At 52.7% G+C, this 24152-nt stretch carries 22 protein-coding genes; 7 read left to right on the plus strand and 15 right to left on the minus strand.

The window, feature by feature from the left end; all coding sequences use genetic code 11:
• Window positions 1-12: 12 nt before the first annotated feature.
• The 15 genes from ACJY2G_RS00375 to msrP all read right to left on the minus strand — a co-directional run bounded on the left by ACJY2G_RS00375 (window position 13) and on the right by msrP (window position 12530).
• On the minus strand, window positions 13-699 hold the full coding sequence (locus ACJY2G_RS00375; RefSeq protein ID WP_159282277.1) for a CTP synthase C-terminal region-related (seleno)protein: 687 nt from the start codon (window positions 697-699) through the stop codon (window positions 13-15).
• 145 nt (window positions 700-844) lie between these two features.
• Entirely contained in the window at window positions 845-1030 is a 186-nt protein-coding gene (locus tag ACJY2G_RS00380) for a hypothetical protein (protein WP_430319868.1), read from the minus strand.
• Window positions 1031-1129: 99 nt separating this feature from the next.
• Entirely contained in the window at window positions 1130-2050 is a 921-nt protein-coding gene (gene lpxP, locus ACJY2G_RS00385; RefSeq protein WP_113876711.1) for a kdo(2)-lipid IV(A) palmitoleoyltransferase, read from the minus strand.
• A gap of 417 nt (window positions 2051-2467) precedes the next feature.
• Window positions 2468-2896 (minus strand): DoxX family protein, encoded by a 429-nt coding sequence (locus tag ACJY2G_RS00390; RefSeq protein ID WP_112290400.1) that lies wholly within the window; start codon window positions 2894-2896, stop codon window positions 2468-2470.
• 221 nt (window positions 2897-3117) lie between these two features.
• Window positions 3118-3414: a DNA-binding transcriptional regulator Fis gene (fis, locus tag ACJY2G_RS00395; protein WP_004097144.1), complete on the minus strand. Its 297-nt coding sequence runs from the start codon at window positions 3412-3414 to the stop codon at window positions 3118-3120.
• 21 nt (window positions 3415-3435) lie between these two features.
• Window positions 3436-4401, minus strand: a complete 966-nt coding sequence (gene dusB, locus ACJY2G_RS00400) for a tRNA dihydrouridine synthase DusB (RefSeq protein ID WP_112290402.1) — start codon at window positions 4399-4401, stop codon at window positions 3436-3438.
• A gap of 388 nt (window positions 4402-4789) precedes the next feature.
• Entirely contained in the window at window positions 4790-5527 is a 738-nt protein-coding gene (locus ACJY2G_RS00405) for a carbonic anhydrase (protein ID WP_208644583.1), read from the minus strand.
• A 147-nt stretch (window positions 5528-5674) separates the two neighbouring features.
• Complete coding sequence (gene prmA / locus ACJY2G_RS00410; protein ID WP_430319869.1) at window positions 5675-6559, minus strand: 50S ribosomal protein L11 methyltransferase; 885 nt, start codon at window positions 6557-6559, stop codon at window positions 5675-5677.
• Between the two features lie 43 nt (window positions 6560-6602).
• Window positions 6603-8048, minus strand: a complete 1446-nt coding sequence (gene panF / locus ACJY2G_RS00415) for a sodium/pantothenate symporter (RefSeq protein WP_120162182.1) — start codon at window positions 8046-8048, stop codon at window positions 6603-6605.
• The gene (locus ACJY2G_RS00420; RefSeq protein WP_430319870.1) at window positions 8038-8280 is read right to left on the minus strand and encodes a YhdT family protein; all 243 of its coding nucleotides are present in this window, start codon (window positions 8278-8280) and stop codon (window positions 8038-8040) included. The genes panF and ACJY2G_RS00420 overlap by 11 nt, the downstream gene beginning before the upstream one ends.
• Window positions 8281-8354: 74 nt before the next feature.
• Complete coding sequence (gene accC / locus ACJY2G_RS00425) at window positions 8355-9704, minus strand: acetyl-CoA carboxylase biotin carboxylase subunit (protein ID WP_112290409.1); 1350 nt, start codon at window positions 9702-9704, stop codon at window positions 8355-8357.
• 11 nt (window positions 9705-9715) lie between these two features.
• Entirely contained in the window at window positions 9716-10180 is a 465-nt protein-coding gene (gene accB, locus ACJY2G_RS00430; protein WP_013577296.1) for an acetyl-CoA carboxylase biotin carboxyl carrier protein, read from the minus strand.
• Between the two features lie 32 nt (window positions 10181-10212).
• Window positions 10213-10665: a type II 3-dehydroquinate dehydratase gene (gene aroQ, locus ACJY2G_RS00435; protein WP_013577295.1), complete on the minus strand. Its 453-nt coding sequence runs from the start codon at window positions 10663-10665 to the stop codon at window positions 10213-10215.
• Between the two features lie 241 nt (window positions 10666-10906).
• Entirely contained in the window at window positions 10907-11509 is a 603-nt protein-coding gene (gene msrQ, locus ACJY2G_RS00440; protein WP_112290411.1) for a protein-methionine-sulfoxide reductase heme-binding subunit MsrQ, read from the minus strand.
• Between the two features lie 19 nt (window positions 11510-11528).
• The gene (gene msrP, locus ACJY2G_RS00445; protein ID WP_120162180.1) at window positions 11529-12530 is read right to left on the minus strand and encodes a protein-methionine-sulfoxide reductase catalytic subunit MsrP; all 1002 of its coding nucleotides are present in this window, start codon (window positions 12528-12530) and stop codon (window positions 11529-11531) included.
• Window positions 12531-12918: 388 nt separating this feature from the next.
• On the opposite strand from msrP, the gene csrD reads away from it, so the two are divergent.
• The 7 genes from csrD (at window position 12919) to yhdP (ending at window position 24015) form a co-directional block, all read left to right on the plus strand.
• A complete protein-coding gene (csrD, locus tag ACJY2G_RS00450; protein WP_430319871.1) occupies window positions 12919-14853 on the plus strand; it encodes an RNase E specificity factor CsrD in 1935 nt (644 codons plus the stop codon).
• Window positions 14854-15208: 355 nt separating this feature from the next.
• Entirely contained in the window at window positions 15209-16252 is a 1044-nt protein-coding gene (gene mreB, locus ACJY2G_RS00455) for a rod shape-determining protein MreB (RefSeq protein ID WP_013577291.1), read from the plus strand.
• A 275-nt stretch (window positions 16253-16527) separates the two neighbouring features.
• On the plus strand, window positions 16528-17535 hold the full coding sequence (gene mreC / locus ACJY2G_RS00460; protein ID WP_112290416.1) for a rod shape-determining protein MreC: 1008 nt from the start codon (window positions 16528-16530) through the stop codon (window positions 17533-17535).
• Window positions 17532-18020 (plus strand): rod shape-determining protein MreD, encoded by a 489-nt coding sequence (gene mreD / locus ACJY2G_RS00465; protein ID WP_112290418.1) that lies wholly within the window; start codon window positions 17532-17534, stop codon window positions 18018-18020. The genes mreC and mreD overlap by 4 nt, the downstream gene beginning before the upstream one ends.
• A 7-nt stretch (window positions 18021-18027) precedes the next feature.
• On the plus strand, window positions 18028-18621 hold the full coding sequence (locus tag ACJY2G_RS00470) for a Maf family protein (RefSeq protein ID WP_112290419.1): 594 nt from the start codon (window positions 18028-18030) through the stop codon (window positions 18619-18621).
• Window positions 18611-20080 carry a ribonuclease G gene (gene rng, locus ACJY2G_RS00475; protein WP_112290421.1) on the plus strand — a complete coding sequence of 490 codons (1470 nt, stop codon included), beginning with the start codon at window positions 18611-18613 and terminating at the stop codon, window positions 20078-20080. The genes ACJY2G_RS00470 and rng overlap by 11 nt, the downstream gene beginning before the upstream one ends.
• A 98-nt stretch (window positions 20081-20178) precedes the next feature.
• Window positions 20179-24015, plus strand: a complete 3837-nt coding sequence (gene yhdP, locus ACJY2G_RS00480) for an AsmA2 domain-containing protein YhdP (protein WP_430319872.1) — start codon at window positions 20179-20181, stop codon at window positions 24013-24015.
• Window positions 24016-24152: the final 137 nt, after the last annotated feature.

Consider the following 24152-nt stretch of genomic DNA (forward strand, 5'->3'; position numbering starts at 1 on the left):
AAACAGGCAGGCTCAGAGAGCGGACTTTATCAGTGCAGCCACCAGCGGCGGAAGCTGACCTTTTAGTGCGGCGCGTTCCGGCTGAAATAAGGTCGCGACAAAAAACGGATGTCCGGGCAATTCGATGGCGCGAACTTCGCCGGTGGCATCATGACCCACCATCCGCAACGGCTGTGCCTCAAGCGCCGCCTGAAATTCGGTATTGATGCCGTAACGGCAGTGATAACCCTCTTCGACTTCCAGCCTGCCATAGGCGCGTGCTGGCAGGCTGTCTGGGATAAAGGTGAGGGTGTTTTTAACTTCCACCATTTCGCACGACAGGGCGCTGATCACCAGCCGGCCTTCGGTATCAGTTTCGCCATGCCCTGCATCCTGCCAGTCCATCACGTTACGGGCGTATTCGATGATCGCATGCTGAAAACCGCCGCAGGTTCCGAGGAAAGGCTTGTGGTTTTCGCGGGCAAAACGGATAGCGCTCAGGGCACCTTCGGTGGAGTGATACGGGCTGCCGGGGACACACCAGAAAGCGTCGTAGTTTTGTAAAATCTCAGGGGTAATGGTGTCGGTCGCAAGCCAGTCGGCGTGAATTTCAGTGCTGAAGTGTTGTGCTGCAAGGTCGATAGCAAGGGGGATAGCTTGGTGGGCCGTGATGGCGGAGTGGTAGTCTCCGACCAGCGCCAGACGAACAGAGGTTTTCATCACTTCTCTCCAGGGCAGGTAAAAAGAGAGGTTACAGAAAAGCGATTAATCTGTCGTGAGAATTATTTTCATCAGCCTGTTTGCGCAGATAAAAGCCATTAAAAAACCCACATGGAGTGGGTTTCTGTCAGGTGATGCTTTCACATCATTCGCCCTTGTCGGCATTGCCTTTGATAAGCTTACGTGCGGCGGCAATCTGCTCGTTATCCGGCGCTTTAGGTTTGGCTTTGTTCAGTGCAGTGCTGAGGCCGGAGCGTCCCCAGAGGTCAAAACTCTCTTCCTCTTTGAGATGGTCAAAGATGGAAGGTGTCGCGTCAGGTTTTTTAGCCATGAAAATTACAAATCTCTTATGGATGCTGTTCAATGAAAAAGCCCGACGCATTGCATCGGGCTTCCGTTTTATCACGTCTGGCACTTATCTATAAAGCACTTATCTATAAAGAGAAGGCGTTCCTGCCGGACGGGTTTTAAAGCGGCGGTGCAACCAGAGATACTGATCGGGCGCACGCATAATTTCTTTCTCGATAACGCGATTCATGTAAGCCGCAGCCGCCATTTCGTCATCGATCGGGTAATCCTGCAACTCAGGTTGGATCACCAGCTCATAGCCTTTACCTAAGGCTTTGCGCACCAGTACTACGGTGACCAGCGCCGGTTTCGCCAGACGCGCCAGCATGAAGGTACCGCTGGTGGTGGCAGCCTGGTCGACGGCAAACAGGGGGGCAAAGACGCTGCCGCGCGGGCCGTAGTCCTGATCCGGCGCAAACCAGACCGCTTCGCCTTTTTTCAGAGCGTGAACCATACCGCGTAAATCTTTGCGATCGAGCATTGCCTTGTTGGAGCGCATACGACCCCAGGTCTGCACAAATTCCATCGCTTTATTGTTGTGCGGACGGTACATCGCCATCATTGGCTGACATAAGCCCATCGCACGCCCGCCCAGTTCCAGCGACATGAAATGCACGCCAATCACCAGTACGCCTTTTTTGTTTTCCTGCGCCTTTTTCAGGTTGTGCAGGCCGCTGACGTCAAACCAGCGTTTCACACGGGCATCCGACCAGAACCAGGCCATGCCGGTTTCCAGTAAGCCCATACCGAGGGATTCAAAGTTGCTGACAATGCGGGCTTCAACCTGATCAGAAGGCAGATCCGGGAAGCACAATTGCAGGTTACGGCGCGTTATTGACACGCGGCGTTTCAGGAAACGCATCGACGTTCGGCCAAGCCAGATACCCAGACGGTTTAACACCGGATAAGGCAGCTGAACCAGCAGGAACAGTACACCCAGGCCAAACCAGGTCAGCCAGTAGCGTGGATGTAAAAATGAAGCACGAAAGCGAGGAGAAGTCATAAAAGCCTAATCATCTGCATAAAAATCGGGGTAACGCGTAAGGAGTTGGCTCATTCGCGATACGGATTGTCTGACATAGAGTGGGACAGCATGTGCCGGCAAACGTTTTTGAAAAGACACAAGTTGACGCAATTTTTACTCTAAGAAGACACTTTTAAAAGGCGGGATCGCGAAGCTGAAGGGCTGTCCGTAGGCGTTGAGCGAGCGAATACGACTCTTACACAGAGTATAACATGCTGCTTGATCTAACCGGTGGGGGAAATTGTCCGATAAACGGACTCTTTACCATTTTTTTACGTCTACTTTTGGACAGACAAACGAAAACGCTACGTAAAGAAGAGATTAGCTTTTGGAAAATAAAATGGTTGATATGCGGTATCAGCATGCCTGACGGATCAGACATGCTGAAAAGGAATATCAGCGGTAGAGCGGATTGCTCATAATGGAATAACGCCCGCTACCGTACAGCGCGATCACGATGGCTGCCATGAAGTAATACACGATGTCTTCAATGGCCCAGGCACCCACCGGTGACAATGCAAACGTATGGTGGATACCGACCATCAGCCAGGCCACGACCATCGTCGCTGCAGCAGACAGAGCGGCGAGACGGGTGAAGATCCCCAATATCATCATGATCGGCGCGATGACCTCACCGATAATTACGCCGTAGGCGACAAACGCCGGAATACCATAACCTGCCAGCATCCCCTGTATACCGCCCAGTCCGTCATGCAGCTTATGCCAGCCATGAAAAATCAGCAGACCGTAAGTGATACGCAGCAGTAAAATAGCCAGATCAGGTTTATTCATTGCCGCGGTAAAACGTAGATAAAGTGGCTTCATCAGTGTGACTCCCGGAGACATTTTTATTGTCCGTATAAGGTAGTTCTTTATCGCGGAATGCAGGGGAGAATTATTCTCATTTGGGTTGATCTGGGTTAGGTTTTGCGCAAATTTTGGGCTAAAGGTTTGCTGCGAAAGAATCGGTAAATATAAAAAAACAGAAAACAAAAAGGCGCTCCCCTTGCGGAAAAGCGCCTTTTTAAGACATCGACTGATTAGTATCAGTTCATGCCGTATTTTTTCAATTTCTTACGCAGCGTACCGCGGTTGATACCCATCATCAGGGCCGCACGAGTCTGGTTGCCACGGGTATACTGCATCACCATGTCTAACAGTGGCTGTTCAACTTCAGCCAATACCAACTCATACAGGTCATTCACGTCCTGACCATTCAATTGAGCAAAATAGCCCTTAAGTGCTTGTTTTACCGAGTCACGCAGGGGTTTTTGGGTTACCTGATCCTGAGAATTAACGGTAGAAACGGTCAGTACGTCAGAATTCACGCGTTGTTCGAACATAGTTCTGTCAGCTCTTTTTTGTTACGCAAGATTTTCGAAATATGCTTCCAACGCCTCCAGCTGTTCGCTGGCATCCTCTATGGCGTTGAAGGAGCGCCGAAACTGGTCATTCGGGGCATGCTCCTGGAGATACCAGGAAACATGCTTACGAGCGATACGAAATCCCTTGCCTTGACCGTAAAAGTCGTGCAATTCCCGTACGTGCCCTAGTAACAAGCGCTGCACCTCACCCATAGGCGGTGGAGGTAACAGCTCCCCTGTGTCCAGATAATGCTGGATTTCCCGGAAGATCCAGGGTCTCCCCTGAGCGGCACGTCCTATCATCAGAGCATCAGCTCCGGTGTAGTCGAGCACCGCTCTGGCTTTATGCGGGTCAGTTATGTCGCCATTCGCGATAATCGGAATGGAAACACTCTGCTTAACTGTCCGAATACTGTCGTACTCTGCTTCTCCATTGAAGAGACAGGCACGGGTTCGGCCATGAATAGTCAGGGCCTGAATTCCACAGTCTTCAGCCAATTGGGCAATTTGTACACAGTTACGGTGTTCCGGTGCCCAACCAGTACGAATTTTCAACGTGACTGGCACATCTACCGCATTCACTACGGTAGTGAGGATTTGTTTGACCAAATCCGGATACTGCAATAATGCAGAACCTGCCAGTTTGCGGTTCACTTTCTTGGCCGGGCAGCCCATATTGATATCAATGATTTGCGCACCGCTTTCCACGTTAATTCGTGCAGCAGCCGCCATATCTTCGGGGTCACAACCGGCAATTTGCACGGCGCGGATCCCCGGTTCATCGTTATGTACCATGCGCAAACGTGATTTATCCGTCCGCCACACCTCCGGATTGGAGGAGAGCATTTCAGATACTGCCATTCCAGCCCCCATCGCATGACATAAGGCACGAAATGGTCGGTCAGTGATACCGGCCATCGGGGCCGCAATCAGGCAATTTGTAAGCTGGTGGTGTCCGATGCGCATGAACTAGGAATGACCATACTGATGTCCGCAAGGGCGCGTATATTACGCATTTTCGTTGCGATATGAAAGGCCAAACTTTGAGCAATTGGATAAGAAAATACCTTGCCAATGGTGAAATTCAGCACAATTAGATTTTTTGTCTTGGTTTTACATTGAGTTATGTGACGAAGGTCAAATTGTGCGCTTATGCAAATTCCTAATATCTCTCTGAAACATCCTGATATATCAGTTGAATCTAAGGGCAGATTTGACGTTTTAAGCAGCAATCACCACAAAATTCCGTGACGCAGATCGTCTTTTGGTTAAAAAGTGACTGATTTTCAGAAACTAAGAAAGGCAACAGAAAGAGACGCAGAAGCCCTGTCTGCGTCTCCGGGCTCAGGCTAGATTATTCGTCGACCACCACGCGGCCATGCAGACCCTGCACAGGACGATTATTTGCATGATGCATAACATGCTGGAATTTTTCCAGTTGCGCTTCAGACAGCGTCTGAGGCTGTTTCACGACCAGCCAGCGAACGCCTTCTGTGCAAGGCGGCGTGGTCAGCGATCCGCTGAAGCGGTAATGGGTGAGATCTTTAGGCAGCAGGCCATCAAGACTGACTTTCTCTTTCAGCATGACTGATTCGCCCGCTTTTTCTGGCATCTGTTGCCAGATCTTTTCCAGTTCCGGATTAGCCTTACCGGTCTCGAACATCACCGCAATCACCGCAACTTCACCCTCAGCATCCATATGCACAAAGTGCGCTTCCATCGGGAAGGATTTACCGTTGAGAGTGTTTTCGCTCGGGGAGTGGAAGTGGAACTGCTGAAGGACGAATTTATCCCCGTCCAGCGTGGCAAAATCACCCTGCTGAACATTGACCTGCACGCTATGGCCGTTATTAATGACACTCACCGGCGGTAACTGATAGCTGAGTTTAAGCGGGCGGGGATGCACCGGTAACGCCTCTTTGATATTGATAGGCGACTGTGCTTTGCCCTGTTCGCACAGATGGAAATCCGGGCTGAGTTTAGACCAATTTTGCGGGGCGGCATCGCCGTCATAGGACCAGTGTGGCGCATCTGTCGCAGCCGCAGACACTGAAAATGCAGCAAGTGCAATAAACAGCAATTTTCCTTTCAAAAGATATCCCTTTCGTTCGTTGAGTAATAAATACCATGCGAAGTGTAAGGGTTTGGTGCGGCAGGATAAATATAAGAAAAGGTCAGAAGAGGTTTTTGGGGGGAAACCCGCTCTTTATGCACAAAAAGAAAGAGCGGGTGACAGCTATCAGGCTTTTTTAACGCCGGTAATACGGCACCATTCTTCTTTCTCGGCCACCGCATCCAGTTCAAATTTATCTTTGTACGCATCCGCCACGCTTTGAGCCTGGCTGGCCAGAACGCCGGAAAGCCCCAGATGACCGCCTGCAACCGGCAGCACGCTGATAAGCGGTGCCAGTTCGCGCAGAGGGCCTGCAAGGATATTAGCGACGACCACGTCGGCTGACAGGTTGTCTGGCTGGTCTTTCGGCAGGTACAACGACAGACGCTCTGAAACGCCGTTACGCTCGGCGTTATCACGGCTGGCCTGAATCGCCTGCGGATCGATGTCGATCCCGACCACGTGTTTTGCGCCCAGTTTCAGCGCAGCGATCGCCAGAATGCCCGAACCGCAGCCGAAGTCGATCACCGTTTTATCGGTCAGATCCAGACTGTCGAGCCATTGCAAACACATCGCGGTGGTCGGATGGGTACCGGTACCAAATGCCAGGCCCGGATCGAGCATCACGTTGACAGCATTCGGATCCGGCACATCGCGCCAGCTTGGGCAAATCCACAGACGCTCGCCAAAACGCATCGGGTGGAAGTTATCCATCCATTCGCGTTCCCAGTCTTTGTCTTCCAGTTGTTCGATTTTGTGCACGAAACCTTTGCCCAGCAGCGGTTCGTTTTCCAGCATGGCGACCACTTCTTCCATGTCGGTTTCCGCATCGTACAGGCCGATAGCGTCGGTATCGCCCCACAGCAAGGTTTCGCCAGGCAGGGGTTCGAACACCGGATTATCGTGGGTATCCTGGAAAGTCACGGACACGGCGCCACTCTCGATAAGCGCGTCGCTCAGCGTTTCCGCGTCGTTACCGGTGGTATTAATTTTCAGTTGGATCCAAGGCATAGCCATTCTCTTCTTAACAATCTGTAAAATCAGTGCCGCCCGGTCAGGACGGCTTGAGTACGGTTTCGCGTGGCTGTTTACCAAACTTATTGCCGACATAAAATGCCAGCAGGCTCAGCAACAGCGACGGCACAATCGGATGCAGACCGGCGATGTGCAGGTCGATACTGGCAAGCAGGGTATAACAAACTGCGCCAACAATCATTGAGCTCAGCGCCCCGGCAGCGTTGGCGCGCTCCCAGTACAAACCGAGCACCAGCGGCCACAGGAACACTGCCTCCAGCCCGCCAAACGCCAGCAGGTTCAGCCAGATAATCATTTCCGGCGGACGCCATGCGGCCAGTAATACCAGCAATCCCAGCACAAAGGTCGCCCAGCTCGAGAACCGCTTCAGCTTACGTTCGTTGGTTAACTGCTCCGGTTTAATGCCGAGGTATAAGTCTTTAACGATAGTTGCTGATGACTGTAAAAGCTGTGCGTTGATGGTCGACATAATGGCAGCCATCGGTGCGGCCAGGAAAATCCCGGCGGCGTAAGGTGGCAGCACGGTGATCATCAGCGTCGGGATCACCTGATCGGGAATTTTCAGATCAGGTAAAACCGCACGGCCGAGTGCGCCAGCCAGATGCATACCGAGCATCAGTACGGCGACCACGATGGTGCCCAGCACGATGCCCCGGTGCACGGCTTTGCTGTCTTTATAGGAAATACAACGCACGGCAGTGTGCGGCAGGCCAATCACCCCAAAGCACACTAAAATCCAGAACGAGGCCATGAACGGTAACGACAGGACGTCATCTCCGCCGTGTACGGAAACCAGTTTCGGGTCGATTTGCTGAAGTTTATCAACGGCACTGTGCAGCCCTCCGGCGGCATGGATCACCGCTACCAGCAGCAAAATGGTGCCCAGAAGCATCACCAGACCCTGCATGGCATCATTGAGCACGCTGGCACGAAAGCCACCAAACGCGGTATACAACGCGATGCTGATGCCGAAAATCAGCAGACCAGTGTCGTAAGGGATACCGGCGGCGGTTTCCAGCAAACGCGCACCACCGATGAACTGCACGGTCATCGCACCCAGAAATGCCACCAGCAGACTCAGACTCGCCAGCCAGACCAGCAGGCGGCTCTGGTAGCGCGCAAACAGCATGTCATTCAGGGTAACTGCATTATAACGGCGCGCCAGAATGGCGAATTTTTTGCCCAGTACGCCCAGTGAAAGCCAGACAGCAGGCAGCTGGATCATCGCCAGCAACACCCAGCCAAGGCCAAACTTGTATGCAGCACCGGGACCGCCGATAAACGAACTGGCGCTGATGTAGGTAGCGGTGAGGGTCATGGCCAGTACGAAGCCGCCCATCGAGCGGTTACCGAGGAAATACTCGGTGAGGAAGTTGCCCTGTTCGCGACGCGTGTAGGCATACACAGACAGCCCGAATACCAGCAGCAGATAGGCAATCAGCGGCAACAAGACTTCAGTCTGCATGATGATCCTCCAGCGGAATATCGCGATAAATCACGCGAACCATCAGCCAGCTTAAAAGAACGAATATCAGCGGTACCAGCAGACAGGCCATTTCAAACCAGTGCGGCAGGCCGGTGATGCCCTGTTTATCGTCAGGAATATAGGCGGCAAAACACCATGCCAGCAGATAGGCAATCGTCAGCCCAAACGCCCAGCGGGCTTCGCGGTTGGCTTGTAAGAAACGTTGATCCATTTCCACTTCCCCATAAATGAAAAAAAGGCCGGAATATCCGGCCTTGATAAGATGTACGCGACGGTACGGTCTTATTATTTTTCCTGCAAACCGAGTTTTTTCTCCAGATAGTGGATGTTAGTCCCACCGTGCTGGAAGTTCTCGTCGTCCATAATGCGCATTTGCAGATCAATGTTGGTTTTGATGCCGTCGATGATCAGTTCTGCCAGTGCATTTTTCATGCGGGCAATCGCCACTTCACGGGTTTCGCCGTAAGTGATCAGTTTACCAATCATGGAATCGTAGTACGGAGGCACAGTGTAGCCTGCGTAAATGTGCGATTCCCAACGAACACCGAAGCCGCCAGGTGCGTGGAAACGCGTGATTTTGCCCGGGCTTGGCAGGAAGGTGTTAGGGTCTTCCGCGTTAATACGGCATTCCACCGCATGGCCTTTGACTTTCACTTCGCTTTGTTTGATCGACAGTGGCTGGCCGGACGCAATGCGCAGCTGCTCTTTGATCAAATCCACACCAGTGATCATCTCGGTAACCGGATGCTCAACCTGAATACGGGTGTTCATTTCGATGAAGAAGAACTCACCGTTCTCATACAGGAACTCGAAAGTACCTGCGCCACGGTAGCCGATATCCACACAGGCTTTTGAACAACGTTCGCCGATGAAACGACGCAGTTCTTCAGTGATGCCCGGTGCTGGCGCTTCTTCCACGACTTTCTGGTGACGACGCTGCATAGAGCAGTCACGTTCAGCCAGATAAACCGCATTGCCCTGACCGTCAGCCAGTACCTGAATTTCCACGTGACGTGGGTTTTCCAGGTATTTTTCCATGTAAACCATGTCGTTGTTGAAAGCCGCTTTGGCTTCCGCACGGGTCATGTTGATGGATTGCTCAAGGTCTTTGTCACTGCGCACAACACGCATACCACGACCACCGCCGCCGCCAGAGGCTTTGATGATGACCGGATAGCCGATGCGTTTAGCGAAGGCACGGTTTTGGTCCATGTCGTCGCCCAGCGGGCCGTCAGAGCCAGGTACGCAAGGTACGCCAGCCGCTTTCATCGCGTGGATCGCAGAAACTTTGTCACCCATCAGGCGGATAGTTTCTGCTTTCGGGCCGATGAAGATAAAACCAGAACGCTCAACCTGCTCTGCAAAATCAGCATTCTCGGACAGGAAACCATAGCCAGGGTGAATAGCCACCGCGCCAGTGATTTCTGCCGCCGCGATGATGGCAGGGATGTTCAGATAGCTTTTTACTGAAGGTGCAGGACCGATACAGACGGTTTCGTCTGCCAGCAGCACGTGTTTCAGGTCACGGTCAGCAGTGGAGTGCACAGCAACGGTTTTGATGCCCATTTCTTTACAGGCACGCAAAATACGCAGGGCAATCTCGCCGCGGTTCGCGATAACAATTTTATCTACCATGGTACGCCTCGTTATTCGATGACGACCAGCGGCTCGTCGAATTCAACCGGTTGGCCGCTTTCTACCAGAATTGCTTTAACAACACCGGATTTGTCTGCTTCGATTTGGTTCATCATTTTCATCGCTTCAACGATACACAGGGTATCGCCGGCGTTCACTTTCTGACCCACTTCGATGAAGGCTTTAGCGTCCGGGCTTGGCGTACGGTAGAAGGTACCTACCATCGGTGAGCGAACGATATGACCGCTGATGGCAGCCGGAGCCGCTTCTGCAGGCGCAGCAGCTGGCGCGACCGCAGCAGCCAGACCTGGCTGTTGTTGTACAGGCATAGCGTAAGCCTGTTGCATCATTGGATAAGCCTGCGCAGGTGCAGCACGGCTGATACGTACTGATTCTTCGCCTTCAGAAATTTCCAGTTCAGAAATGCCTGATTCTTCAACCAGTTCGATCAGTTTTTTAATTTTACGAATATCCATGGGTGTGATTCCGTACTCTTTTTGCGTAGAAATTAGTGGGTTTTTGACAAGCGATTAACCGCTGCCTGTAATGCAAAGTGGTAGCCATCTGCGCCAAGTCCGCAAATAACGCCCACTGCGATGTCGGAAAGATAGGAATGATGCCGGAACGCTTCGCGGGCATGTACATTCGACAGATGGATCTCGATAAACGGAATCGACACCCCCAGTAATGCATCGCGCAGCGCCACGCTGGTATGGGTAAAGGCCGCGGGATTGATCAGAATAAAATCGACGTTTCCGCGTGCCTGATGAATGCGTTCAATCAGGACATGTTCTGCGTTGGATTGCAGATGGCTGAGTGCTACATCAGCAGCAGCAGCCTGAACTTCCAAACCTTTAACAATATCGTTGAGCGTGGTGTGTCCGTACGTTTCAGGCTCACGGGTGCCTAACAAATTCAGGTTAGGACCGTTCAGTAGCAAAATGTCAAACTTATGCGCCATTGTGAGCCTATCTCCGGCAATTAGACAAAGATTGTAGAAAATACCCTGATGTCACCGATTTGTCACCTATTTCGCGGCAAATCGACCCGTCTCTTCGGCATGAGGTCGGGCATTATAATGATATCGTGGCAATTCGCAGCTAAATACTGGTCTTATCAGCGAAGATAATCAACCCTCGCCCGGAGAATGTGAGTGTGATTGCCGGAATTATGAGGGGCAGAACACAGAAAAGTTCCACCGCTTATCGCAGCCACTGGCGGAATTTTTTATAACGAAATGCCAACAAGATGACCGCCAGTAATGCGTAAATGACGGGTTGCGGCGATAACACTTTTACCGACCAAAGGTAGTGGATCGGTGCAAGTACCGCGATCAGATAAATGAAATTGTGCAACTTCTGCCATTTTGACCCCAATTTGCGCTGTGCCCACATTGGAGAGGTGCAGGCCAGTGCCAGCAGAAGAACCCAGCAGATGATACCGAGCGTCAGATACGGGCGTGATATCAGTTCACTGCCCAGCAACCGGAGATTACTGATGCCCAGTTCGAGGAAGGAATAGCTGAGAAGATGCAGTGTTCCCCACGCAAAACACCATAGACCCAGCAAACGACGGGTGCGGATCAGCAGCGGCTGTTTTCCGTAACGAGCGACAGGCGTGACCAGCAGTGTGACCAGTAAAAATTTCAGAGTCATCCTACCGGTAAAATGCTGAATATCTTTGGCGGGATCGGCGCTGAACCAGCCCTGATTAATCGAAAGAACAATCCAGAAAAAAGGCAAAATGGCGCAAAGATAGATGATCACCTTCAGCCAGGTAATATTTGCAGGGCTTAAACGACGCATAGGTGAAACTTCTCCTTCCTTAATAGAACTTACGCAAGTCCATACCGTGATACATCGATGCCACCTGTTCGGCATAACCGTTGAACAGTAAGGTTGGCTGACGCTGCACGTCGAGCAATCCGCCTGAACCGATAAAACGCTCCGTCGCCTGCGACCAGCGCGGGTGATCAACTTGCGGGTTCACATTGGCGTAAAATCCGTATTCATTCGAGGCAATCTGGTTCCAGGTGGTCGGCGGCTCATCTTTGGTGAATTTGATGTTCACGATGGATTTAATCCCCTTGAAGCCGTACTTCCACGGAATGGTCAGGCGGATGGGCGCGCCGTTTTGCGGCGGAAGTGCTTTGCCATACACACCGACCGTCATCATCGCCAGCGGGTTCATCGCCTCATCTATACGCAATCCTTCAACGTACGGGTAATTCAGTCCGCCGCCGATAAACCGGTCTTTTTGCCCCGGCATATGTTCAGGGTCATATAAGGTAGTGAATGCGACATAACGCGCATTGCTGGTCGGCTCGGCGAGTTTAAGAATTTCACTGAGCTGGAATCCGACCCACGGCACCACCATTGACCAGGCTTCGACGCAACGCATGCGGTAAATCCGCTGCTCGAGCGGGAAACGCTTCATAATGTCGTCCATATCCAGCGTCATCGGTTTAGCGACTTCACCTTCTATTTTTAACGTCCATGGCGATGTGACCAGTTGCCCGGCATTCGCTGCCGGATCTGCTTTATCCAGTCCGAATTCATAGAAATTGTTATAGCCGGAAACCTTATCTTCCGGTGTCAGCGGCAGATCATTCTGGTATGCAGCAGGTTTGGTGAAATCCAGCGGCTTGCCCGCAGGCGCGGACGGCCGGTCATGGCCTTTAAACCAGGAAAGCAGATCAGCCCGGGCATCTTGCGGGATGGCCAGTGCCGCCGCACTGATACCCAGCGCCTGTAATACTTTGCGCCGGTCATGGAAGATGTCTTCGGGTGTGACATCGGCTTCCGTTAGTTTGCGGGGTTTGTACATAGCATTCTCCGGCATTCTCTTTTTATATGGTTAATTTTTATGGATATAGACAGAGCATGGCGTGAAACCGGGGGTTTTGCGAGATGAACCCTCCAAATACCCGATTTAAAAAAAACGCCTTTGGCTGATTTTTATCCATTTGTATAAGAATTCTGAATTGATTGTTTTTTGTGTTGCTATGCTATCAATGTAAGCAAAGGGTACTTTTCGGCCTGATAAAGGAATGAAATGGCGCCCGATGTGGCAGAAATAACGAAATATGCGATTAATCCTTTTTCGTAAATTTCTCCAGTCCCTCCCTTTTTCTGTTTTATAGTAGCGGCGTTTTACGCAGCAGGCTCAGACAACGGGTTTGTGTTCACCTAACCGTAGCGAGTAAGGCACAGGGATGCGATTTACTACCAGACTATCGGCACTGATTTCGATGTTAGTCGCGCTGGCAATGCTGTTGATGTTGCTGGGCGTCACTTTCAGTTTTCTCTATCTCAATAAACAAAGTACCGGGCAGCATCTTCAGGCGCTGGCGACGGCCTATGATCAGGCGCTTCTGACCCATACCCCCGCGGAAGCCGAACGCTGGATGCCGCCGGCGATGCGCATGCTTGATATCACGGATGTTGAGCTCAAACTCAATAACACCACCGTGTATGAGTATCATGAAAAGCCCAATTTGCGCCGTTCGTGGGACAGCGTAATCCCAGAATTCGAGACGGCAACTTTCCCGCTGATGCAGAACCATGCGATGTCTCTGCAAATGTCCTATATCGATCCGATCAGCACCTATATCCGCTCCCTGCGTTCTACGTTTGCAATTGGTCTCGCCATTCTGGTGATGCTGGGCATGCTGATGCTCAGTTTCCGCTGGTTGCGACAGGAAACCGATGGCGTGGAAAAACTGGAAGACCGCGCAGTGCGCATTTTACGCGGAGAACGCGAGGGTCTGACCGGTGATGTTGGGGAATGGCCCCATTCTGCCAGCAGTGCTATCGATGTCTTGCTGACTGACCTGAACGAAGCCCGTGAACAGCGTAGCCGCGTGGACACCCTGATACGCGCGTATGCGCAGCAGGACGCACAAACCGGGCTGAGTAACCGCCTGTTCTTTGATAACCAGCTCGCCACACAACTGGAAGAAAAGGGCGCGCATGGCGTGGTGATGCTGCTGCGTTTACCTGATTTCGATATGTTGCGCGAGACCCACGGTCAGGCGGTAGTTGAAGAATTACGTTCGGCGATGGTGAATTTATTATCGACGTTTGTTATGCGCCACGTGGATGCTTTACTGGCCCGCTATTTCCACAGTGATTTTGCGGTGCTGCTGCCGCACCGCACCCTGAAAGAAGCGGAGGTGATGGCGGCTCAGCTGGTTAATGCGCTGGGTGTGTTGCCGACGTCTTCGCTGATCGACCGCGACGCACTGATGTACATCGGCATCAGTGCGTATCGTTTCGGGCAGACGCCGGATCAGGTCATGGATATGGTTGAGCAGGCCACCCGCCACGCGGCGTTCCAGGGAAGTAACAGCTGGTTTATCTACGATAAAAACGTGCCGGAAAAGGGCCGTGGAAGCGTGCGCTGGCGGACTTTGCTGGAAAATACCCTGGCGCGCGGCGGCCCGCGTTTATACCAGAAACCGTCATTCTCAAAAGGCGGCAAGCTTGACCACCGGGAAGTGCAGCGTCGCGTCTTTGACGGAGAACAGGAACTGCTGGCCGCAGAATTTATTCCTCTGGTGGTTCAGTTTGGCCTGTCTCAGAGCTTTGACCGGGTCATGTTAAGTCAGATTATTCCGTTACTTAACCGCTGGCCGGATGAAACGTTGGCATTTCACCTGACGGTTGATTCATTATTGCAGCGCTCGTTTGTTCGCTGGCTGCGCGATACGTTGCTTCAGTGCGAAAGAACCCAACGAAATCGAATTTTGATTGAACTTGCAGAGGCAGATCTCTGTCAACATACCGACCGGCTGCGTCCGGCTATCAGACTATTGCAAGGTTTAGGCTGTCGTCTGGCCGTGACGCAGGCAGGTTTGTCGGTCGTCAGCACCTCTTATCTGAAAACTTTCCCGGTGGAGAGAGTCAAGCTTCACCCGGGGTTAGTGCGCGATATTGATAAGAGGGTGGAAAACCAGCTTTTTGTACAAAGTTTGCTCAGTGCATGTGAAGGAACTCAGGCCCTGGTTTTTGCCTCCGGAGTGAGGACAAAAGAGGAGTGGGCCGTCCTGTTGAAAAGTGGGATCCACGGCGGTCAGGGCGATTTCTTTGCTGTGCCGGAGCCTGTTGACCCGGTCGGTAAAAAATATTCACATAACCGCGATGTTTAAGTGACCGTTATGGGATTATTTAACGTAGAATGAGCCAGCTTTTGACCGACTCCCTTGCCTGGCCTCCGGTGCTTATTATCAGGCCGCAGATGAGCGGAAAATTTCGGTAAAAGTGTAAGAATTTATGTGCGGTGTTGCTACTTCGCCTGGGTGCCTGCCCGAGGTAAACCGAGCCTGCGATAAAGAATTATTTCGCAGTGCCATCAGCCTCAAAAAGTAACAACAAGTGAATGGCGACATCGCTGACAATTTTCACGGAAGCAGGACGTTTTTGCGCCTTGTCGCTGCTTCGCGTGGTTGGTAAAGTAGGCGGATTTTATTTTCCGCCCCCAGCTTGCAGGATTATCCTTTCGTTATGTTTAAGAAATTTCGTGGCATGTTTTCCAACGACTTGTCCATCGACCTGGGTACCGCCAATACCCTTATCTATGTAAAAGGACAAGGCATCGTGTTGAATGAGCCATCTGTAGTGGCTATTCGTCAGGATCGTGCTGGTTCACCTAAAAGCGTTGCTGCTGTTGGTCACGACGCTAAACAGATGCTGGGTCGTACTCCTGGCAATATCGCAGCCATTCGTCCAATGAAAGACGGCGTTATCGCTGACTTCTTCGTGACTGAGAAAATGCTGCAACACTTCATCAAGCAAGTTCACAGCAACAGCTTCATGCGCCCAAGTCCGCGCGTGCTGGTGTGTGTGCCAGTGGGTGCAACGCAAGTTGAGCGCCGTGCTATCCGTGAATCTGCACAAGGTGCAGGCGCGCGTGAAGTGTTCCTGATTGAAGAACCGATGGCTGCGGCAATCGGTGCAGGCCTGCCAGTATCTGAAGCGACCGGTTCAATGGTGGTGGATATCGGTGGTGGTACGACGGAAGTTGCGGTGATCTCCCTTAACGGCGTGGTGTATTCCTCTTCTGTACGTATTGGTGGCGACCGTTTCGACGAAGCTATCATTAACTACGTTCGTCGTAACTACGGTTCACTGATTGGTGAAGCGACTGCCGAACGTATTAAGCACAGCATTGGTTCTGCTTATCCTGGCGATGAAGTGCACGAAATCGAAGTTCGCGGCCGTAACCTGGCTGAAGGTGTTCCACGTGGCTTCACGCTGAACTCCAACGAAATCCTGGAAGCCCTGCAGGAACCGCTGACCGGTATCGTCAGCGCGGTGATGGTTGCACTGGAACAGTGTCCGCCAGAACTGGCTTCTGATATTTCCGAGCGCGGCATGGTGCTGACCGGCGGTGGCGCATTACTGCGTAACCTGGATCGTCTGCTGATGGAAGAAACCGGTATTCCGGTTGTCGTCGCAGAAGATCCGCTGACTTGCGTAGCCCGCGGCGGTGGTAAAGCATTAGAAATGATCGACATGCACGGCGGCGACTTATTCAGCGAAGAGTAATCTGAGCGAAGACTTGTGGTTTTGGGCAGGGCTTGTTGTCAGCAAGCCTTGTCGTAGTGAACAAAATCAGTCTGCCCGGGAAGGTGGTTGTCCGTCAGGTAAAACCTGCAACGTGAAGTGTGCAGTGTTCAATGTGGATCCGCGCAAACACTGGCTGAGCGATAAACGCTTTGCCGGTGTTTTGTCTATCCCATGAGATTGCCGCCTTTTCTGTCAGGGGAAGTCTTTACTTCGACTGGCTGAAACCTTCTGTTGCCGAGGAACTCGCATATTTTATGAAGCCAATTTTTAGCAGGGGACCTTCCCTGCAACTGCGACTTTTTTTGGCTATTCTCACGGCCATTGTCCTGATTGTTGCCGACAGTAAAATAGGTACGTTTGTTAAAATTCGCACCTATATGGATACTGCCGTCAGTCCCTTCTATTTTTTGTCCAATGCCCCGCGTGAATTCTTAGATCAGGTCTCTTCTACATTTGCCACTCGTGGTCAGATGGAGCTCGAAAACCGCGCTTTGCGTCAGGAACTGTTGCTGAAAAACAGCGATCTGATGCTGCTTGGCCAATACAAACAAGAAAACGCCCGTCTGCGCGAACTGTTAGGGTCGCCGTTGCGTCAGGACGAGCACAAGATGGTGACGCAGGTTCTGTCTACCAGCAACGATCCGTACAGTGATCAGGTGGTGATCGACAAAGGCAGCAACAATGGCGTGTATATCGGACAACCGGTGATCAGCGACAAAGGTGTTGTCGGTCAGGTTGTTGCCGTTGCCGCTCTGACCAGCCGCGTATTGCTGATTTGCGATGCGTCACACGCATTACCGATTCAGGTGCTGCGTAATGATATCCGCGTGATTGCAGCCGGTAGCGGCTGCGCCGATGACCTGCAACTCGAGCATCTGCCAAGCAATACCGACATTCGTGTCGGCGATGTGCTGGTTACGTCAGGTCTTGGCGGCCGTTTCCCTGAAGGCTATCCGGTGGGTGTGGTGTCCTCTGTCAAAGTGGACAACCAGCGTGCGTATACCGTGATTCAGGCGCGTCCGACCGCCGGTCTGCAACGTCTGCGTTATTTGCTGCTGTTATGGGGTTCGGACCGTAATGGTGAACATCCTTTGCCGCCAGATGAAGTACATCGCGTTGCCAACGAACGTCTGATGCAAATGATGCCGCAGGTCCTGCCACCTCCGGGTGATATGGGGCCTCCTGCACCGGTTCCGCCACCGGCTACCGGTACGGTGACCGCACCTGTCAGCACGCCTGCTGTTCAGGGAGCGACACGATGAACAGTTACCGGAGCCACGGGCGTTGGATTATTTGGCTATCCTTCTTAATAGCCATGCTGTTGCAGGTCATGCCGTGGCCGGAACAAATTTACATGTTCAGGCCGTCATGGCTGATGCTGATCCTGATTTACTGGGTGATGGCGTTACCGCATCGCGTCAACGTGGGTACCGGTTTTATTGTCGGCTTCATCATGGACTTGATCCTGGGATCGACGCTCGGCATCCGGGCGCTGGCATTTGCTATCACCGCCTATCTGGTCGCGTTCAAATTCCAGTTATTCCGTAATCTGGCGCTATGGCAACAGGCGCTGATTGTCATGGTGCTTTCACTGGCCGTGGACGTGATGGTGTTCTGGGGTGAATTCCTGGTCGTTAACGTTTCGTTCCGGCCTGAAGTTTTCTGGAGTAGTGTGGTTGACGGTGTTCTGTGGCCATGGCTGTTCCTGCTGATGCGTAAAATTCGTCGTCAGTTTGCCGTGCAATGAGGATGTTATGACCGCACTTTATCTGGCCTCCGGGTCACCGCGCCGCCGTGAATTACTGACGTTGCTGGAGTTGCCTTTCGAGCGCCTGTCTACGGACGTGGCAGAAGAACGTCAGCCTGGCGAAGCGCCGCAAGATTATGTTTTGCGGCTGGCGAAAGACAAGGCGCAGGCCGGTGTGGCGGTAGCAGCAGAAGATTTGCCGGTGCTGGGCGCAGATACGATTGTGGTACTTGACGGTAATGTGTTGGAAAAGCCACGTGACGAAGCGCAAGCCGCTGTTATGCTTAATGCATTGTCTGGCAGACAGCATCAGGTGATGACCGCGATTGCGTTTGCCGACCGGCAGGATTGTCTCAATACGTTGGTTGTGACAGATGTCACTTTCCGTTCACTATCCTCCGACGACATTGCACACTATATTCTGAGCGGTGAGCCCATGGATAAAGCGGGCGCTTATGGTATTCAGGGAAAGGGCGGTTGTTTCGTCCGTGAAATTCGCGGCAGTTACTATGCAGTTGTGGGTCTTCCTTTGGTGGAAACTCAGGAACTGCTAAATGAATTTTCTGCCTTACGCGAGCTTAGGAGAAAACATGACAGCTGAATTACTGGTCAATGTCACCCCGTCTGAAACCCGCGTGGCCTACATTGACGGTGGCATTCTGCAGGAAATCCATATTGAGCGTGAGACCAAACGCGGGATTGCCGGCAACATTTATAAAGGACGTATCAGCCGGGTTCTGCCGGGTATGCAGGCAGCATTCGTGGATATCGGCCTTGAGAAAGCAGCGTTCTTACACGCTTCAGACATCATGCCTCACACCGAATGTGTGGCGCGTGATGAGCAGAAAAATTTCCATGTGCGTGACATCGCAGAGCTGGTGCATCAGGGCCAGGATCTGATGGTGCAGGTGGTGAAAGACCCGCTGGGCACCAAAGGCGCGCGCCTGACGACTGACATTACGTTGCCTTCCCGCTATCTGGTGTTCATGCCCGGGGCTTCTCACGTTGGGGTTTCCCAGCGTATTGAAAGCGAAGCGGAACGCGACCGTCTGAAACGTATCGTCTCCGAATATTGCGACGAGCACGGTGGTTACATTATTCGTACCGCCGCCGAAGGCGTGGGCGAAGAAGAACTTAAGCAGGATGCCGCCTACTTAAAACGCTTGTGGACTAAGGTGATGGAGCGTAAACGTCGCAACAAAACCAAGTGCAAGTTGTATGGCGAACTGGCGCTGGCGCATCGTGTTTTACGTGATTTTGCCGGCGAAGCGCTGGATCGTATCCGCGTTGACTCCCGTCTGACCTACGAATTGTTGGTGGAATTCACCAGCGAATACATGCCTGAAATGACCAGCAAGCTGGAGCATTACAGCGGCAAGCAACCTATTTTCGATTTGTTCGATGTTGAGAACGAAATCCAGCGTGCGCTGGAGCGCAAGGTGGAACTCAAATCCGGCGGCTACCTGATTATTGATCAGACCGAAGCCATGACCACCGTGGATATCAATACCGGTGCGTTTGTCGGCCATCGCAATCTTGAAGACACTATTTTCAACACCAATACCGAAGCGACACAGGCGATTGCCCGTCAGCTGCGTCTGCGCAATCTCGGCGGCATTATCATCATCGACTTCATTGATATGTCGAATGAAGATCACCGCCGTCGCGTGTTGCACAGCCTCGAGCAGGCGCTGGCAAAAGACCGCGTGAAGACCGGCATTCACGGTTTCTCTGCGCTCGGTCTGGTGGAAATGACCCGTAAGCGTACGCGTGAAAGCGTCGAGCATGTTCTGTGCAGCGACTGTCCGACATGTCATGCACGCGGTACGGTCAAAACCGTTGAAACCGTCTGCTATGAAATTCTGCGTGAGATCGTACGTGTGCATCATGCCTACGATTCCGACCGTTTCCTGGTCTACGCGTCTGCTGCCGTGGGGGAAGCCCTCAAGGGAGAAGAATCCCATGCGCTGGCTGAAGTGGAAATCTTCGTCGGCAAGCAGGTTAAGGTACAGATTGAGCCGCTCTACAGTCAGGAACAGTTCGACGTCGTCATGATGTGATCTGCGGATGACTGGCTTGAAGCATCTGGGTGTTAAAGGTTTCCATTGCCGTCTGTGCGGGTGAAAACCAGCATGGAATGGAAAACAAGGAGAGAGGTTTGAGGCGACTGCCCGGTATTTTATTAACCACCAGCGCAACCCTTGTCGTGATAGTGGCTTTGGTGATCAGCGGCCTGCGTCTTGCATTGCCGCAGCTTAGCCGCTTTCAGGATCAACTGGTCGGGAAAGTAGAGGCGGTCACCGGCGTACCGATTGAACTGTCGCAAATCAGCGCCAGCTGGAAAACCTTTGGCCCGATCATGGAAGTCCGTGGCCTTCAGGTTACATTGCCGGATGCCAAATGGCGGGTTCAGCGCATCACGATGGCGCTGGACGTCTGGCAATCACTGCTGCATTTTCGCTGGCAGTTCCGCGATCTCACTTTCTATAACCTGCAACTGGATTTAAACACCCCGCTCGGTGGCGAGGCCAATAAAGGCAACGGCATCAAGCCCGGTCGTGTCAGCGATATTTTTCTGCGTCAGGTTGACCATTTTGACCTGCGCAACAGCCGCATTACGTTCCCTACGCCTTCCGGTTCGCGTGCCGAATTCGATATTCCCCAACTGACCTGGCTGAACACCCGCAACCGCCATCGCGCCGAAGGGCAGCTCAGCCTCTCGAGCTTTAACGGTCAGCACGGCGTTGTGCAACTGCGTATGGATCTTAACGACTCAAACGGTCTGCTCAATAACGGCAAGATTTATATGCAAGCCGATGATATTGATATGAAACCGTGGTTCAGCCGGTGGCTGCGCAGTAACACAGGTCTGGAAAGCGCTAACTTTAGCCTGGCGGCCTGGCTGACGGTTCACAATGGCGATATTTATGCCGGTGATGCGCTGCTGAAAACGGGTTCCGCGACCTGGAAAACCGGTGACGATGAGCACCGCCTCGATGTTGATAATCTCACCTTGCACGGCAGCCGTCAGGGAAATGGCTGGCAGGTTGGCACGCAGCAACTGAATCTGAAAACGGATGGCGTTGCGTGGCCAAAAGGTCGCCTTGAAGCGCTTTATCTGCCTGAAAATAATGATTTCCTCGGCCCCTCGCAGGGCGAAGAATTGCGTATCCGTGGCGCAAATCTGCAACTCGAACGCTTAGGGCCGGTGATCCCGACCTTCTCATTCCTGACGCCCGCCTTGCTGGAACGCTGGCAGGATTTAAAACCTGCCGGTAACGTCGACAGGCTCGCGCTGGATATCCCGATCAAACAGCCGGATCAGACCCGCTTTGATGCCAGCTGGCACGATGTCAGCTGGCAGCTCTGGAAGATGCTGCCGGGCGTCAGTCATTTCAGCGGCAGCCTCAAAGGCAGCGTGGCGGGTGGCCAGCTGGCGGTTAATCTCAAAGACAGTGTCTTACCTTATGGCGACATGTTCCGTGCGCCGCTGGAGATAGGCGCCGCGACCGGGACCTTTAACTGGACTAACACTCAGGACGGCTGGGCGCTGTCGGGCAAAGATGTGGATGTCCAGGCTAACGCGTTGTGGGCGAAAGGCGACTTCCGTTACCACCAGCCCGTTAAAGGCGAGCCGTGGCTAAATATTCTGGCGGGTATCCGCTTATATGACGCCGGACAGGCGTGGCGCTATTTCCCTGAGCCGCTGATGGGCAAACATCTGGTGGATTATCTGAGCGGTGCCATAAAGGCCGGTCAGGTCGATAACGCCACGCTAACGTTCAACGGCAATCCGCATGATTTCCCGTTCAAAAAGAACGAAGGGCAGTTTGAAGTGTGGGTGCCTTTGCGCCACTCAACTTTCGAATTCCAGCCAGGCTGGCCGGCACTGACTGATCTGGATATTGATCTCGATTTCCTCAACGACGGCCTGTTTATGAAAGCCGCGCACACCAGACTGGGCAATGTTGATGGCAACAATGTGGTCGCCAATATTCCTGATTACCTGAAAGAAAAGCTGTTTATCGATGCCGACCTGCGCGGTCAGGGCAAAGATATCGGCGACTACTTCATGGGTACGCCGCTGCATGATTCGCTGGGTTCGGCGCTACAGGAATTGCAGATTGGCGGCGAAGTGAATGGTCGCTTACATCTGGATATTCCTCTGGATGGTGAGATGGTTCGTGCTTCCGGCGGGGTGACGTTAAACGACAACAGTCTGTTTATTAAACCGCTGGACAGCAAAATCAACCATCTCAGCGGTCAGTTCAGCTATGACAACGGCAACCTGCAAAGTAACCGTCTTACCGGTGAATGGTTCGGCCAGCCGGTAAATGTGATGTTCAGCACACAGGAACTGGCGGATGACTTTAAAGTGCAGGTTGGTCTGGATGCTAACTGGCAGCTGGCAAAAATCCCGGGTCTGCCGGCCGCGGTAGCCAGCAAAATTTCTGGCGGCACTCCGTGGAAAGGCGATGTGAATATCACGCTGCCGCACAAAGGCACGCCAACTTATACCGTCGATGTGAACGCCGACCTGAAAGATGTGAGCAGTCACTTACCCGATCCGCTGAGCAAAAAGGCCGGCCACGCGATGCCGCTGGTGGTCAATGTGAAAGGCGATCTGCACAGTTTTAATCTGGAAGGTGTACTGGCCGGAAAAGACCGCTTCAACAGCCGCTGGCTGCTGGGCAAACAGCTGAAACTGGATCGCGCATCCTGGCAGGCTAACGCGAAGAAAACGCCACCCCTGCCGGCAGACAGCAGCCTGACACTTAATCTGCCGCCGCTGGATGGCGAAAATTGGCTGGGCCTGCTCTCGCCGGATAAAGCGGCACAAAGTACCAGGGGCAACAGCAGCAAAATGGCCGGTTTCAGCTTCCCGCATCAGATAACCCTGACTACGCCAGCACTGACGCTGGGCGGACAGGTGTGGAATGATCTGGCCCTGACTTCGGTGCAGGGGCGTCAGGGAATGGAAATCATCGCCAAAGGCAAAGAAATTGACGGTCAGCTGAATATGAATGACAACGGACCGTGGCTGGCGAACCTGAAATATGTGTATTTCAATCCGCAATGGACCGTGGCTGATGTTACCAGCAGCGGTCAGCCGGGCGGAAATCCGTTCGCGACCAGCAAGATTTCCTTCGCTAACTGGCCTGCGCTGCAACTGCGTTGCCAGGCCTGCTGGTTCCTCGGACAGAACTTCCGCAAAGTGAACGCCGATCTTACCCCGCAGGGCGATCAGCTGATGCTGCGCAACGGCCTGATCGACACCGGCGTAGCGCGCCTCAACGTTCAGGGCGACTGGAAGCAGAACGCACAGGGCGAAAGTACCGGTCTGAAAGGCAAACTGGCGGGTAAAAACATTGAACAGGCGATGTCATTCTTTGGTGTGACCACGCCACTGAAAGGCGCGCCGTTCGACATTAACTTCGACCTGCACTGGAAATCCGTGCCGTGGAAACCGGATATCAGCACGCTCAACGGCACGCTGAAAAACACGCTGGGCAAAGGCGAAATCGCTGACGTCGGCACGGGCCGGGCCGGGCAATTGCTGCGTCTGGTCAGTTTCGACGCCTTGCTGCGTAAACTGCGCCTCGATTTCAGTGATACCTTCGGCCAGGGATTCTATTTCGATTCGATCAAATCCACCGCCTGGATTAAAGACGGCGTACTGCATACCGATGACCTGCTGGTTGATGGTCTGGAAGCGGATATTGCCATTACCGGTCAGGTGAATTTTGTTAATCAGCGCCTCGATCTGGAAGCCGTTATCGCGCCTGAGATCTCAGCCACCGTGGGCGTGGCTACCGCCTTCGTCATCAACCCGGTGGTGGGCGTGGCGGTATTTGCTGCCAGTAAAGTGCTGGCGCCGCTGTGGAATAAAATTTCGCTGATTCGTTATCAGATTAGCGGCACTATCGCAGATCCACACATCAACGAAATTCTGCGTAAACCGGTAGAACATCCAAAAGCCGCTGCCGCTCAGTAATGTCAGCGGCGAAGGTGGCAGGAAACCTCGTTCCGGCTGTGTTAGGCTGTTAATAACCTTGAAACAATGGATTGTCCGGCGGGTCGACGTTTTTATAACGCTCAGCCCGCCGGATTTTCGTCTAAAAAGAGAGTGAA

The organism is Rahnella sp. ATs2, from assembly GCF_051851855.1.
Taxonomy (GTDB): Bacteria; Pseudomonadota; Gammaproteobacteria; order Enterobacterales; family Enterobacteriaceae; genus Rahnella; species Rahnella variigena.

Excerpts from the sequence above, each read along its gene's own strand:
- ACJY2G_RS00375 (WP_159282277.1), bottom strand. The coding sequence starts at position 699 with ATGAAAACCTCTGTTCGTCTGGCGCTGGTCGGAGACTACCACTCCGCC.
- ACJY2G_RS00380 (WP_430319868.1), bottom strand. The coding sequence starts at position 1,030 with ATGGCTAAAAAACCTGACGCGACACCTTCCATCTTTGACCATCTCAAA.
- lpxP (WP_113876711.1), bottom strand. The coding sequence starts at position 2,050 with ATGACTTCTCCTCGCTTTCGTGCTTCATTTTTACATCCACGCTACTGG.
- ACJY2G_RS00390 (WP_112290400.1), bottom strand. The coding sequence starts at position 2,896 with ATGAAGCCACTTTATCTACGTTTTACCGCGGCAATGAATAAACCTGAT.
- fis (WP_004097144.1), bottom strand. The coding sequence starts at position 3,414 with ATGTTCGAACAACGCGTGAATTCTGACGTACTGACCGTTTCTACCGTT.
- dusB (WP_112290402.1), bottom strand. The coding sequence starts at position 4,401 with ATGCGCATCGGACACCACCAGCTTACAAATTGCCTGATTGCGGCCCCG.
- prmA (WP_430319869.1), bottom strand. The coding sequence starts at position 6,559 with ATGCCTTGGATCCAACTGAAAATTAATACCACCGGTAACGACGCGGAA.
- panF (WP_120162182.1), bottom strand. The coding sequence starts at position 8,048 with ATGCAGACTGAAGTCTTGTTGCCGCTGATTGCCTATCTGCTGCTGGTA.
- ACJY2G_RS00420 (WP_430319870.1), bottom strand. The coding sequence starts at position 8,280 with ATGGATCAACGTTTCTTACAAGCCAACCGCGAAGCCCGCTGGGCGTTT.
- accC (WP_112290409.1), bottom strand. The coding sequence starts at position 9,704 with ATGGTAGATAAAATTGTTATCGCGAACCGCGGCGAGATTGCCCTGCGT.
- accB (WP_013577296.1), bottom strand. The coding sequence starts at position 10,180 with ATGGATATTCGTAAAATTAAAAAACTGATCGAACTGGTTGAAGAATCA.
- aroQ (WP_013577295.1), bottom strand. The coding sequence starts at position 10,665 with ATGGCGCATAAGTTTGACATTTTGCTACTGAACGGTCCTAACCTGAAT.
- msrQ (WP_112290411.1), bottom strand. The coding sequence starts at position 11,509 with ATGCGTCGTTTAAGCCCTGCAAATATTACCTGGCTGAAGGTGATCATC.
- msrP (WP_120162180.1), bottom strand. The coding sequence starts at position 12,530 with ATGTACAAACCCCGCAAACTAACGGAAGCCGATGTCACACCCGAAGAC.
- csrD (WP_430319871.1), top strand. The coding sequence starts at position 12,919 with ATGCGATTTACTACCAGACTATCGGCACTGATTTCGATGTTAGTCGCG.
- mreB (WP_013577291.1), top strand. The coding sequence starts at position 15,209 with ATGTTTAAGAAATTTCGTGGCATGTTTTCCAACGACTTGTCCATCGAC.
- mreC (WP_112290416.1), top strand. The coding sequence starts at position 16,528 with ATGAAGCCAATTTTTAGCAGGGGACCTTCCCTGCAACTGCGACTTTTT.
- mreD (WP_112290418.1), top strand. The coding sequence starts at position 17,532 with ATGAACAGTTACCGGAGCCACGGGCGTTGGATTATTTGGCTATCCTTC.
- ACJY2G_RS00470 (WP_112290419.1), top strand. The coding sequence starts at position 18,028 with ATGACCGCACTTTATCTGGCCTCCGGGTCACCGCGCCGCCGTGAATTA.
- rng (WP_112290421.1), top strand. The coding sequence starts at position 18,611 with ATGACAGCTGAATTACTGGTCAATGTCACCCCGTCTGAAACCCGCGTG.